This is a genomic window from Chitinophaga sp. RAB17, from assembly GCF_052114225.1.
In the GTDB taxonomy this organism is placed as follows: domain Bacteria; phylum Bacteroidota; class Bacteroidia; order Chitinophagales; family Chitinophagaceae; genus Chitinophaga.
Genome location: NZ_JBFREI010000015.1, coordinates 1 through 14,393 on the forward strand (window position 1 = coordinate 1; position 14,393 = coordinate 14,393).

Consider the following 14,393-nt stretch of genomic DNA (forward strand, 5'->3'; position numbering starts at 1 on the left):
ATTGAGGAGCTATTCCGGGAGGTAACAAAAAAGGTTACACTAACTTTTAAAACCCTGAAAAGCCGCGATATATAAGGCATTGATGTAGTCCCAAGGGGATCACCATCAGGAGTAAAAAGAAATACTCTTACGTAATTAAACCTTGTAGAAGCATATTCTACAAGGTTTTTTTGTTTTTAGTGGTAAAGTTGTGAAAAGATAAGTAAGGGTAGAAAAGTGAGCGTTGCGGTTAGCAATAGATTTATTAAATTGTGCTAACCTTCACTGGCCTTAAATGCTATACTGTATTGCGTTTGACCAATGTTAAGTGATGTCAGGATAAGTGAAGTTGAAACAATTTTGGTTAACTTAAAACAAGTGTTGTATGATCAGTTTTTCTGTTCTTTTCTGGCTTAATAAAAGCCGCTCCAAAAACAATAAGCCCGCTATTTATCTACGTCTCAGCGTAGGCGGCAAACGTGCAGAACTTTCCACGTATTAGTAGCTAACCCCTTCTTTATGGAACGCGGCTACCCAATCCGTAAAAGGAACTTCCGAAGAAGCGCAAGCGATTAACCGGCAGTTACTCACCCTGAAAGCCAATTTACACAAGCATTACAGCCATTTAGTTACGTCCGGTTCAATAGTGACCGCTCAATCCGTAAAAAATTCCTTTGCTGGAATTGCGGAACATCGTCTTGCCTGAAGTCCATATCCATTTGCTTCGCCAGAACTCCAGATGATTTTTTGTCCATCTTGATGTTTGGAGCTTAGCTTTTTTTCTGCCAATCCATTATTGTGCATTAAGCAATTTCTTAAATCGTTCACGAATTTTATGTCAGCCGACAGGTTCTTATCCAGTAATAAGTTTCAGGCTTATTTTTTTTGAATAATCACATTATTTGTTATTTTTCAGTGCGATAAAGGTAATCGTTATTGAAGTTATCCGTGCCGCTATCTTCATCTGTCAGGGGATTTACCAGGCCAGGTAGGAACAATGAAAAATATTTGCGTTTAGATTCTATTTCCCGGAAAGTACTATATTATAAGACAGCGTTTAAAAGAGGCGTTGCCAATATAGGTCTGTAATTGATTGAATTCACCCCGTATTATTTGAGCACCCGAATTTAAACTATCCTCAACTATGAGTTTCAGTAAGAGCACCCTATTATTTGTAACCCTTCTTGTTTATGGGCAATTGAGTTATGGCCAGGCACAGATGGATTTGGATGAGTGTATAAAAATGGCGCTGGCAAATAATCCTGCCGTAGCAAAATCGGCATTACGGGAATCAGTTTCCAGGATTAACCTGGAGAATATAAGAGCAGCCCGTCTGCCATCACTGAATTTAACGTTTTCCGGTACTAAGCAATATGGACGTTCTGTAGATCCTTTTACAAATGGCTTTACAAATAACAGTTATTTGTATCAGAATTCCTTTTTACAAAGCCAGATGACGTTGTTTAACTGGGGAAAGATAAGGTCGGATATAGCAGCTAGTGCCGCTGGCTTGGAGATGATGAGATATCAGAAGAAGTATGCTGAATTGGAAGTGAAAATGGCAGTTATTGCCGCCTATCTTGATTTGTTGCTGGTCAATGACCAGGCGCGCCTGTCGGCACGCCGGTTGGCAGGAATGGAAGAGCAACTGAGAATTATGAAAAACCTTGTAGAAGCCGGCAAAAGGGCAGAGTTGTCTGTTATGCAATTGAATGGTGAATTACTGAAAGACAGTGCCCGAGTAAAAGATTACCAGATACAGAGAGCAGAAAAGAAGGCTGTGTTACGCAAGTTGATGTTCATGGATGGCACAACTGAATTTGAGATCAGTGATCATTTGCCTGAAATGGCGCAGGTGACCGGATCTGCAGAGACGAGCTCAGTGGAGCATATAATAGAAACTAATTCCAGCAACAAAATGCACCAAATGCAGATACGTCAGGCAGAGCTGTCTATTAGGTCTATTCGCTCTTCCAGGTATCCTAATATTTATTTTAACGGACAGTTGAGTTCTTATTTTTCTGATACCTATCGCAATCCCGATGGAAAGATTATCGGTTATCAACGGCAGGTACTGAACAATTTCAGTAGCTATGCGGGGATCTCTGTTAGCCTACCCATATTCGCCAATAGGAATCTTGTATCCAATTACAGGCGGGCGAAGATTAACCTGGAAATGGAAAAGATAAATCAGCAAGAAAATAAGATGGAAATAGCGGAGAAGTTAAAATTGCTGGAGGAAAAAGTAGCCGGTGCTGCTGCTCAAAACGAATTATTATACAAAGGAAGCCAGTTAATGGATTCCGTGCTTTCAAACATGAAATTTGGGCTCCAGAAAGGTAATATTACGACTACTGAATTCCTGGACGTTCAACAGCAGTATTATGCCACCATTCAGGAGCAGCGCATGGTGATGTGTCAGTATTTATTTTATTCATTAATCCTCAGGGAATACAGATCAGAGAGTGAAGAAAAGTTGTGAGAATTCGTATGAACGGCCCTCGCAGCACGACTTGATCCGCTCCTGGAAAGTGAATTGAAATGTGAACTTGTCCTGAATAAAAAAATCGCTAAACTTGTTTTATTTTTCTATAAATTGTAGTCGTAATAGATGTGAACACCCTTATCCACTTTAAGTATTTTTTAAACCCAAACATGAAAAAATGATACAGTGAATAATTGCAAATTTGTTAGATAACCACAGTACTAAATTCCCTTTTCGTTTGTGAAGTAATTTGAGCTATTGAGACATTGGGCACGCTGTCAGTACATCTGATTAATTAATCGGATTGGCGTTGTTATGCCAGTGCGGGAATGGTGATGGGTAACCATCATGTCCGCAACTTTGTTCTCTCTCTTCTGATTTTATTCCAGACTGAACTTTTTTAAGCCCTAATAATGTCTGCCTGTTCCAGGTGGTGATGCACTATGTGCAATTGCGACTGTTGGAATCATAGGCTGGCACCTGACCTCGGCATGTCTTATAGATCTATAGCATCGTTTGTTTCTTTTTTTCACTTTTAACCTTAAAAAAATGACAAGGAAAAAGCTCAAACTCGATGAGTTGAAAGTACAAAGTTTTGTAACTGAATTGTCCCCTGAACTTGCGAGGACGGCCAAAGGTGGTGATGATGATGCAACTAAGCCGCTGGTTACCTGCATTATTGAAATCAGCATTAAAACCTACGAAGCAACAAAAGAGGTTTCGTTCTGGCAATGCAGTACAACCAAAGCGGCGGATACTACAGCTGCAACGGGTTCTACAGCCTCACCTACCACCTTGTGGTAGCAGGTTCTGATTGGAACGAACACGTTATTGATGCAATAGCGGGTTAATGAAATGAATTATATGGCAGGGCCGCAGCATGCAGCGGCCTAGCCTATAATTTGTTAGATTAAATTATTCAGTTGCTGTTAGAAATTATAATGTTATGATTTATTTATCCGCAATGCCTGATACAGACTATTTTGTATGGCAGGTAGAAGTGCAGCTGCTGAATTTTAGCGGGCACGGAATTCCCAAAGATTGTGTCCATATTGTAATAGGATATAACGAAAGTATCGGTATAAATAAAGCCTTTCTGCAACTCGAAAAGGATCATAAAGAACAAGCGAATTTTTTCTTTTATCCTGATCGGAGAATATCCAGAAAGTATGTTTCATCCATAAGACCGCATATTTTATGGCAACATTTTGAAAAGCATCCATTGTTAAAAGAAGAAGTTATTTTTTACCATGATTCAGATATCATTTTCACCACAAGCCTGCCTGATTTTGAAAAATTCAGTGAAGGAGATATTTGGTACGTTTCCAATACACGGAATTATATCAGCCTGGATTACTTGCTACCATTTGGTAAAAAGGTAGTTGAGAAAATGTGTGAGATCGTCAATATAGATTTTGACACAGTATTGAGAAATGATGCAAATGCAGGGGGGGCACAATATGTGATGAAAAACATAGATGCAGATTTTTGGAGAGTTGCTGAAGGGCAATGTGAGGACCTATTTAAATTTCTGAATGGAAAGGAAGACGATGAGTCGCTTATTGGTTGTGCGGACATCAGGCCTAAAACTGAATTTCAAGCCTGGTGTGCTGATATGTGGGTGATTCTCTGGAATGGCTACAAAAGAGCCACTGTTGTAATAGATTCATCTCTTGATTTTTGCTGGCCGCATGAGCCGCAGGCCAGTTGGGATAAGAAACATATTTTCCACAATGCAGGTGTTATGCCCTTCCAAAAGGAGCTGTTATTCTGTAAAAGCCTATTTACAGAGGTAGTGCCTTATCATAAACGTCTTACCGCGGGGAGCTTCGGATATTGTGGAGATAACTATCTGGCGTTGATCTCCCGTTGTGCGGAGAACCGTTTGTATGATGCTACAGACGTTACCTTTCTTTTGCTGGTACGCATTGATTCAGCTGAGCGCCTGGAGAATCTGCGCGTCGTATTGGCTCATATCCACCGATATTTCAATACAAAAATATTTTTGCTCGAGGCAGATAGTTCGCGGAAAGTTCCTGAAGAACTCGTGAATATCGGAGGAATTGAATATTTTTTTATACAGGATAATAACCCGGTCTTCGACCGTACGCTATATACGAATACGCTTGCCTCAATGGCGAACACCAGGATCATCGTAAAGTGTGATGCTGATATCATTGTCTCGCCAGACCAGTTGTATAGGTCCATCATCTCAGTGAGATATGAGGAGGTAAGTTTTAGTTATCCATTTGATGGAACTGTTATGAATGTTACCGGCTATCAGCGGGATTACTTCATCAATCACCAGTCTGTTAGTCAGCTGTTTCAGTATTTTGATGCACTTGATAACTACGGATTTTCTTCAGTGGGCGGATGTATTGTCAGCAACAGGAAGCATTTCCTGGAAGCCGGAGGAGAAAATGAGAAATTTCAGAATTGGGGACATGAGGATCAGGAGCTGTTTATCAGGTACAGGATGCTGGGTTATAAAAACAACAGGGAAAAAGGACCCATTTTTCATCTGTGGCACCCTCGCAACGGGAATTCCTATTACAGTGACAAACAGGCTGAATTAGGAAGCTACAGAGAGTATTGCAGGGTTTCCTCCATGACAAATGAAGACCTGAAAAAGGAAGTTGAAAAATGGGATACTACACGAAGGACAGACACCGCAAACTTGCTGCGGAAATAGGTTGGCAGGTTATTCAACAGATGGACGCGCAGCTGCATGGAGCAGCTGATAACGATGCTTTGCTGAAAAGCATGTCGGCCGATATCTATGGGGGAATCGCAGGGGTGGTGCTGTTCCTGACGGAGTTATATAAAGACGCCGGGGAAACACCTTTTCTGGAAGCTGCTGTTCGTTATAGTTGGGAATTGTTGGACAGGACTCAATCCGGTAATGATAATATCAATAACTACAGCTTCTTCACGGGCAGCACGGGTATCTGTTACGCACTGTTCAGAGTTGGAGAGGTTGCTGATATTGATTCCTTTAAAAATGCGTATAAAAAGCTCCTGGTGCCATTGTCTGCTGCTGAAAGCATCGTTGAGACCCGCTGTGAAATGTTATATGGTTTATCAGGGGTCCTGTATGGGCTACTTGTGTTAAGTGAGTCTACCGGGGATTGTAATTTCTTTACACCGTCGATCAGGAATGTGCTGTCAGGAATATTACTGCAAACGAAATTATATGCTGAGGGTGTGTTCTGGGATAGGAAATTGGAGGAATCGAAACCGCTGTGTGGATTTTCACACGGTGTATCCGGCGTTTCATTCGTGCTTTCAAAGGCAGCCACATACTTTCAGTATGAAGAACTGGCTGCGATAGCCGCTCTGGGGTTTCAATATGAAGATGCCTGTTATGACCCAGCGTACATGAACTGGCCGGATTATCGGAAATTATTTTATTCTAAGGATGAATTGGGGTATCGAATCGACAATCTGCTGAAAGAGGATATCGGGTGGGCTATGGGTGGCTGTAATACATTTTTTTGGTGCCATGGAGGACCCGGTGGTCTGATTGCAAGGCTAACGCTGCAACAGCAGTATCCTCACCTGTATAGTCCTGAATTCCTGGGTGGAGTTTATGCGAATCTAACAGAGCAGATTAAAATACAGACTTCGCCGGACAATGTAAATGAAGATAATACGTTGTGCCACGGAAAATCAGGATTGGTACTGGCTGCGATATGTAGCGCACCTGAGTATGGAAGCGCTGTCGATATTGGAAATTTTGTCGATGCAATTTCTGAAAACCAGCAACGGAGCCAGTTTTCAGAAGTGTTGCAACAGAAAGAAGGCAGGGGGCTGAGCCTGTTGACCGGTATTGCTGGCATCGGATATTTATTGCTGGTACAGGGGAAGGCGAAAGGTTATCCGCATCAGATTTTTGACTTCAATATAACGGCGGCTGAGATACCTGAACCTGTGTTTCCCATGCAGTTGGCGGCGGATATTGGAAACCATGATTTTCCTATTTCTGTGTCAATATTGAAATCCGTTGGTTTTTTTGAACGGGTAAGAATAGACCGATATAAGAAATTTCAAGTTATTAGAAAGGTTATTGGTTTTTGTAATTGCAGTCAAACAGCAGGGTGGAAAACATGGCTATTGGATGCTATAAAATTTGAACTTTTCAAGGTAAATGCAAGAAACAGGATTTCCAGCGGGGTGCTTGCCACAGTGTATGCAGCCTATAGCCGTAATGCAGGTAAGATGTTCAAAGCATTGGACCTGGATGAACAACTGGTGCTCCATCCATTGGTGAAATTGAACAGTTCAAAGTTCCGATGGGATAGAGAGTGGAGTGAAGTTGACCATACGGCGGCTGGCGATTCCAACATAGATTATTTTATCAATCTCTCTGCCGGGGAGATAACAGCTAATTACTGTGGCGATTTCTGTTTTACAGCGCTCTTGCTGGTAAGTAAGTGTATGTCATATCACGACGTATTGGAAGAGCTATTACAGCACCATATAGAGGAGCCTGCCGAAGAGGCCCGTACTACACTGGAATCAAAACTATACGATCAGATTTTTGAATTATTAAGTAGAGGTGTCATAGTATATAATAAACATTTTATTAACGTATGATCAGTGAAAAACAAATTCGCGCTGCGGAGTATGCGGCGTTGCATCGGATTAATGATGCGCTGCTGCTAACGGCAACTACCCAGAAAAATAAAGGTCTGCTGTTTGGGCGGATAGGTGCTGCTATTTTTCTGTACCATTATGATCGTTTTTTTCAGCACGATCTGAGCTATCAGGTGGCCTGTGATATGCTGATCAACATGTCGCGAAACCTTGAAAGTGTAGACAATCAGCAATATTCGGCTGGTATTGGTGGAATAGGAAGCGCGCTGCAATACTTAAATGATGAGGATTTCATAGAGATGGGCGATGCGGTATCTCAGATCGACAAATTATTGATAAGACACATCAATGAAAAGATCACTCCGGAAAACCTGGGCTGTATTTCGTTTTTTGTCAGAAGGCTGAAAGTTGCGGATGAATCGCACAGGTTATCTGCTACTACCGGGGAATTAGATGTGCTGTTTCTGCATAACATGATCGCAAGATATATGAATGCGGCTATAGACCTTATCACGGAGCGCATAAAGGTTTTGAAAACCAACAGGGATGTGACGATGTTGAGCGCGCTGGCTGGTCAGCTGAGCATGATACAGAAAGTTATTGGAATAGCAGCTTCCTGTCGGGAAATGTTCCCTGGAATTGCACTGGTGCTGGAAGAGAGGTTTATTGAATTTGGCCAGATGATATTGGGTATCATGATGGATGGTAAATTCAATGAGCTTGAAACGGACGATCAGCGGATCTTGTTTTATGCGCTGTCTGAATTGTGTCAGGCCGCAAAGCTTTTTTTGCCGGCAGACCGGGTTTATTTACAAATTTCCGAATTGACAGATAAAATGAAGATCTATGATGTGTTGACGAATAGCAACGAGGATAGGCAGGTGTCTGTCGATGTACTTTTAGCCGCACTTCAAGCCCCTAACGGCAATATTCGCGACATTGGAATGCGCCATATAGGCCGGGTTTCGGCCAGGATTGCAGACAGAGATTTTCCATTCGATCAGATAAATGTAGGATTAACAGGGTTGTCTGGTGTAGGATTGTCAATCATGTCGTCAATTACTGAAGATTACAAATGGACTTCACTCGTAAATTTTAATCAAACTTACAGCCATGCCTGATATATTCCTGTTTACATCCGTAAAGTCATCTTTCGTGAAGGATGCGTTGTGCGCGCTGCCAGCTCAAACTAACAGAATTGTTGTGATTAATATAGATCAGCGGGAAGGCACGATGTTTTTCCCGGATGTGACGCAATTGGGCACCAAAGAGATTATTATTCCTGATCCATATAGCTTTCAATCACTGGCTGCTATGCAGGAAAATCAGATTGTGGATTTTTGTGATAACATCATCAGGCTCTTAATATTCAAGGGTATTATCCGGATATCGGGCGCACTGAACAACATTTTTCTGATTGATGCCTCTTCCGCATTACCTATGGCGGGAGTCATCAAAAAACATCAGGCCGGCCGGGTGCTTTTTACCGGGCTGATACAACCTCTCCTGGAGAACCTTCATTATGCTGGCAACAAATACCTGGGAAAGCACATCAACTTTTTCGATGGAATCATATACAGGACACACGAGGAGGCCACTTTTTTGAGGAAGCAGTATTCAAAAACTGAAAGCCTGATGCAGATAGGTTTTGCCCCATCTCCAGTATTGGAAAGGTGGTTGCATGGTCCTCTCAAAACTAACGAAAGCCCGGCATTTGAATACGTATTATTTGCGATTGAGCATCTGAATAATACGCAGCTGAAACACCTGACAAACGCCATCAAGCTGGTACATAGCCAGCATCCCGGAACCCGGTTTGTGCTGTGCGGTGATCTGGATTATAACAAACTGTATGCACAACTGGGTAGCGCTTCATCCACCGTAATTGTCGAAAGATCGGATGATCAGCACGTAATGCTGAATTGGCTGTATGGGGCGGTTACCACCGTCTTGCTTTCTCCCCGGCCACCTGAGGTTTTTAATTTGATTGACATATTGGTTGTTTCGAGAAGTGTTGTAGCTGGAAGGAGGGCCGTGCCCACGAATGTGGCGACTGATTTTCAGGATGAATGTGCACTGCAGTTAATGGATGGCAGCTATTCGGCGGAAACATTGCAGGATCTCCTTCTGGTGGCGATTAAGGATAAAGCATCACCGCGGACACCCATAGACCTGAACGGTATTCCAGGGTATGATATTGCCGGAAATGAACAAAAATTTTACTCATTCATAAAATCAACCTATGAAGCAGCTGTCAGTAATTAATGCGGAGATTTGGGAGCAATGGATGGAAAATGATGAACGGTGCAGAATATTGATGGGGGATACTGATCTGTATTTTGGCCTGGTGGATGTGGATGATATTTACAGCGGTCCGGAACCTGGAGAAAATGAGGTGCTGGTGCGTAAGTTGGCTTTTTCATCGAATTACAGAGATCGGACACTTGTAATCCAGGCGGGCAGGGCGCTGGAAGGAAAACAGCAGCAGTTTCCATTTGGGTCTGACTTTGTGGCCCGCGTACTGGCTGTGGGTAGCCAGGTACGCGGACTATCGGTTGGGGATAGGGTGATGGCAAACGGCACCATGGAAGATACTGGCAAGTGCAGCCGCGGATTGCCTACCAATTGGGCTTCCAAGATATTTGAACTGATTCCTGCCGGTAAACTCATTCAGGTACCTGATGCCATGCCGGATGAAGTTGCGGCTGCGTTTACGATTGCAGCCCAAACAAGTTACAGCATGGTAAACAAGGCCCGGATCAAACGCGGTGACAGGGTGCTGGTTACCGCAGGTGGGTCGAATACCTCTCTGGCAATACTGAGCATTCTGAGAAACAGGACCGATATTCAGGTAATTGTCACCACTACTTCCGCCGCCACGGCAGAAGCGCTGACGGCAGAATTCGAAGCAAAGGTACTGTCTGTGGATGCAGATAAACAGCTGCATACAAATGAGTCATTCCTGGCACTTTCGGGAACAGAGGGATTTGATGTCGTATTTGATCCGTTGATGGATGTCCATTTTCCGAGCCTGTACAATAGGCTGAATTATTTCGGGCGATATATTACTTGTGGCATTCTGACACAGCATTCTACTATGATGAAGGAGCATTTGTATACGGATGATCCCGGGTTTACGCTACAGCAGGTCCTGATGTATTTTATGTCGCGAAGTATTTCGTTTATTGGCAACTGCCTGGGAACAACGGCCGATCTCGAAGAGGCAATGAGAGATTACCTGGCAGGGAAATTCAGTATTAAGATCAGCGATATATTCAACACTACAGCTGCACAGTCTTTTGTAGACCGGACTTTCGTAGACAGAACAAATCTGGGTAAAGTAATTTTTAAATACTGATGGGATGAAGTTTCCTTTTTACAGGCAATATGACTCAAGAGACTGTGGCGCAGCCTGCCTCAAAATGATTGCAGGTTTCTACGGTAAAAATTACTCCATCCAGACGCTGAGGGAGCTATGTTACATAAATAGAGAAGGGGTATCTCTTGATACCCTCAGTAATGCTGCAGAGCAGATTGGACTAAGGTCATTTTGCGCGACTGTTACCCTTGATGTTTTGATAAAAGAAGCGCCTTTACCAGTGGTGGTATTCTGGAAACAAAAGCATTTTGTGGTAGTTTATAAAGTTACCAAAACCAAAGTCTATATTGCTGATCCGGCCAATGATAAGGTGGCGCTCGACTTCCAGACTTTCAGTAAATTCTGGATAAACTCTAAAACGGAGGGGCAGGATACGGGAATATGTCTTTTTCTTGAGCCTAGTCCTGAATTTTACCTGGCAAATGACGAGAGAAATAAGAAAAGGTCTATATGGTTCTTCGCAAGATATTTTCAACCCTATAAGGATCTATTACTCCAACTTGGCGTTGCCATGTTGATTAACAGCATCTTTGCACTTATCTTTCCATTTCTCAGCCGGGCAGTTATCGACATAGGCATTGGTCAGAAAAATCTGGCATTCATAAATCTAATCCTGATCTCCCAGCTGGTGCTCCAGGCCAGTCTTTTGTTTGTGGAATATTTCAAGGGCTGGATTTTTTTGCATATGGGCACCAGGGTGAGTTTGTCAATTATTTCCGACTTTCTTGCTAAATTACTTCGGCTACCATTTTCCTATTTCGAAAATAGAAGTATTGGCGACATTCTTCAACGAATGGGAGATCATGGTACAATTCAGGGCTTTTTGGCGAGTTCCGCTTTGAATATAATATTTGCTGTCTTAAACTTTATTGTATTCGGAGCCATACTTATCTCTTACAGCCTTCCCATATTTGTGGTGTTCATCATTGGAAATGCTTTTTATATCTGTTGGACGCTTCTTTTTCTTGGGCAACGAAAAAGGCTTAACTATAAAGCCTTCTCGCAGTCCACCGAAAACCAGAATACAATGCTGAACCTGCTGAATGGTGTGCAGGAGATAAAACTCCAGAATTGCGAACGTAAGAAAAGGTGGGAATGGGAAAGGGTGCAGGTGAATCAGTATAAACTATCGAAGGAACAGCTTCGTATAGGACAGATTCAACAAACCGGTTCATTTTTCCTGGACCAGGTTAAGAATATAATAATCTCCTATCTTGCTGCAAGGGCAGTATTGTCTGGTGATATTACTCTCGGTACCATGTTGTCGATATCTTACATCCTGGGCCAGCTAAATGGGCCGATTGGCCAGGCAATAGGATTGATCCTGTCTTTGCAGGATACGAAAATTGCACTCGACAGGCTGGCGGAGATTCATACAGTGAAAAATGAGGCAGGTGACTATGAAAATGGATTCGATGAAACGCTCGATACAAAGGCAGATATTGTAATCAAAGATCTGTCATTTCAATATGGAGACCCGAATTCCCCTAAAGTGCTTAAATCCATAAATTTGACAATTCCCAGTGGCAAAACAACAGCCATTGTAGGGAGAAGTGGTTCTGGAAAAACGACGCTTGTTAAGTTATTGCTCAAACTCCACATTCCAAAGGAGGGGGCAATTTATATCGGGGACCTGGATCTTGATCATATAAATCCCGGATATTGGAGAAGCTTATGTGGCAATGTTTCACAGGATGGTTTTCTTTTTTCGGATACGATCGCGAATAATCTGGCAATTTCAGATGATAAAGTCGATAAGAAGAAATTACTCCATGCAGTTAATGTCGCCAATATCGGCGATTTTATCAAGACATTGCCACTCAAATATAATACCCGCATTGGTCAGGATGGGATGGGGGTGAGCCAGGGCCAGCGACAAAGATTGCAAATAGCAAGAGCGGTATATAAAAACCCTGCTTTCTTGTTTTTGGATGAGGCAACCAATTCCCTGGATGCACATAATGAAAAAACAATTCTTAATAACCTGAATGCCTTTGTTCAGGAAAAGACTGTAGTGATTGTTGCGCACAGGCTTAGTACTGTTAAGAATGCTGATCAGATTGTTGTATTAGATGAAGGTACAATCGTGGAGCAGGGAACACATGAATCGTTGATCAGGGAAAAAGGTGCGTATTATAGGCTGGTTAAAGATCAATTAGAAATAGAATAGTTATGAAAAACATGCTGGCAATTTTGCTGTTTGTTCCATTATTAATGGCAGGTCAAAAAAGAACTAAAATGGAATCTGTATTCTGGAAGGTGTACTACCCCGGTACAGGAGTGGTATCTTATATTTTGGGTACATCTCATCCGTTTTTCGGGAAGGAATGGCTGGAAAAGTATCCGGCAGTTGTTGCCGGACTTGATTCCAGTGAGCTATTTTATGCAGAACAATTGCTGAACGACTCCGCGGCTGCTACATTAAGTTATGGATCTGGTGAGGTCAAGCCTCCTAGGCCCCTGGAATATTGGTTCGGAAAAGACAACAGCATGATAGATTCATTCTGTCAAAAGACCCTGGAATTTGAAAGACGGCCATCTGAAATCCTAATGTCTGTCCGGTCAGAGGGAGAACAACGGACCATCGCTGCTGTTATTAACTTTCTGACGCTGAACAAAATTATAGCTGCCATAGGGTTCAGACCAACCTACGGGAAATATCTTGATAGAATTCTGACAGACAGCGCAAAGCAGTTGGGAAAGGACCTGCATGCACTGGATGAAATCAGTTATATACAGAAGGAAGTGTACGACAAGAACGTAATGGGTACTGATATTGCAACGCATATACGGTGGCTGGGAGAGGCAGAGAAACAGATGATAACCAGCAGTGAACTCCAGGATATAAAAGACTTTGCTACCAATTATGAGAAAGGTGTATTTGACTATACCACATCTGCCAACCCCGCCAAATACAGCGACGCCACAAAAGCCGTGAGCCGGAATCACCAATGGATAAAGACTTTAGAAAGTACGATGAAGCAACGCAGGTGTTTTATAGCGGTGGGCATATCGCACCTTATTTTGAGAAAAAATGATGGAATTATCACCATGCTCCGGAAACGGGGATTTCGTGTAGAACCTGTTTTGCTGCAATAGAAGTACTATGAAATATGAAAAATGAACTGCAGAGCAGCTGGGTATCTTATCACATATATCTGTCAAATGGGGCCGACAATTTTCTGAAATATTTTTATCGGCACTGCCTGCGGTACATAAAAAAGTATGCATCTTCTTATTTCTTTATCAGGTACTATGATCGCTACGGCTTTCATATTCGGTTGCGTTATAAAACAACGGAACCGCAGATACTAAGGGATCGGTTAATTGATAAGCTATCAGGCTTAAAGTTGGATCAGTTTACCATTTCATCTATTCGTCCAAGGAAATACACGAGAGAAGTGGCCCGGTATGGCGGAAGAAGTAGGATAGGTTTAGCGGAAAATTACTTCAGGCTCTCATCAGACATCATTCTTGCGCTGATTTCCCGGGAAAGGAAATGGTCGTACGACCTGGCACTGGGAACAGCCATAAAACTGCATTATGTCGCTATCCATGCCATCGCCCTGACGGGAAAGAATCAACGCCGTCTGCTGGAGGGGTTGCATACCGGATGGTTACAGTATATTCTGGACGCGAGTAAAGGTGCCTGGGAGAAGCAGCAGTTATTAGATGCTTTTGAGACTTCCTTCCAACGCCAACAGCCCATCTTTGATAAACTGATCGTAAAGGGTGCAGATGATGAAGTGTTACAGCGCTGGGCTTCGGGTAATCAAAATATAGCAGCTGAAATAACGAAAACCGTAAGACCTCCTGTTAATACGTCTGATTCCAAAATCGGAGATCTGGTGGTGGATATATTTCACAGCTATTTGCATATGACTAATAACAGGCTTGGCATCAAGAATATCGATGAGTGTTTTATTTTTTATGTGTTACTAAAATATTGTTGAT

10 protein-coding genes and 1 pseudogene are annotated in these 14,393 nt (G+C 42.5%); all 11 read left to right on the top strand.

Going from position 1 to position 14,393, the window contains the following annotated elements; all coding sequences use genetic code 11:
* Positions 1-496: 496 nt before the first annotated feature.
* Positions 497-685 (top strand): annotated as a pseudogene (locus AB4Z08_RS31745) (hypothetical protein); the annotation flags it as partial.
* A gap of 438 nt (positions 686-1,123) precedes the next feature.
* A complete protein-coding gene (locus AB4Z08_RS31750; protein ID WP_441577806.1) occupies positions 1,124-2,461 on the top strand; it encodes a TolC family protein in 1,338 nt (445 codons plus the stop codon).
* 552 nt (positions 2,462-3,013) lie between these two features.
* On the top strand, positions 3,014-3,268 hold the full coding sequence (locus AB4Z08_RS31755) for a pinensin family lanthipeptide (protein ID WP_441577807.1): 255 nt from the start codon (positions 3,014-3,016) through the stop codon (positions 3,266-3,268).
* Positions 3,269-3,410: 142 nt separating this feature from the next.
* Positions 3,411-5,156 (top strand): galactosyltransferase-related protein, encoded by a 1,746-nt coding sequence (locus AB4Z08_RS31760; protein WP_441577808.1) that lies wholly within the window; start codon positions 3,411-3,413, stop codon positions 5,154-5,156.
* Positions 5,108-7,060, top strand: coding sequence for a lanthionine synthetase LanC family protein (locus AB4Z08_RS31765; protein ID WP_441577809.1), 1,953 nt, complete (start codon positions 5,108-5,110; stop codon positions 7,058-7,060). Before AB4Z08_RS31760 ends, AB4Z08_RS31765 begins: the two co-directional genes overlap by 49 nt.
* A complete protein-coding gene (locus AB4Z08_RS31770) occupies positions 7,057-8,181 on the top strand; it encodes a hypothetical protein (RefSeq protein WP_441577810.1) in 1,125 nt (374 codons plus the stop codon). The genes AB4Z08_RS31765 and AB4Z08_RS31770 overlap by 4 nt, the downstream gene beginning before the upstream one ends.
* A complete protein-coding gene (locus AB4Z08_RS31775) occupies positions 8,174-9,325 on the top strand; it encodes a hypothetical protein (RefSeq protein ID WP_441577811.1) in 1,152 nt (383 codons plus the stop codon). Before AB4Z08_RS31770 ends, AB4Z08_RS31775 begins: the two co-directional genes overlap by 8 nt.
* Positions 9,303-10,418, top strand: a complete 1,116-nt coding sequence (locus AB4Z08_RS31780) for a quinone oxidoreductase family protein (RefSeq protein ID WP_441577812.1) — start codon at positions 9,303-9,305, stop codon at positions 10,416-10,418. The genes AB4Z08_RS31775 and AB4Z08_RS31780 overlap by 23 nt, the downstream gene beginning before the upstream one ends.
* Before the next feature lie 4 nt (positions 10,419-10,422).
* A complete protein-coding gene (locus AB4Z08_RS31785) occupies positions 10,423-12,609 on the top strand; it encodes a peptidase domain-containing ABC transporter (protein WP_441577813.1) in 2,187 nt (728 codons plus the stop codon).
* A gap of 68 nt (positions 12,610-12,677) precedes the next feature.
* Complete coding sequence (locus AB4Z08_RS31790) at positions 12,678-13,538, top strand: TraB/GumN family protein (protein WP_441577814.1); 861 nt, start codon at positions 12,678-12,680, stop codon at positions 13,536-13,538.
* A gap of 14 nt (positions 13,539-13,552) precedes the next feature.
* Positions 13,553-14,392 carry a thiopeptide-type bacteriocin biosynthesis protein gene (locus AB4Z08_RS31795; protein ID WP_441577815.1) on the top strand — a complete coding sequence of 280 codons (840 nt, stop codon included), beginning with the start codon at positions 13,553-13,555 and terminating at the stop codon, positions 14,390-14,392.
* Position 14,393: the final 1 nt, after the last annotated feature.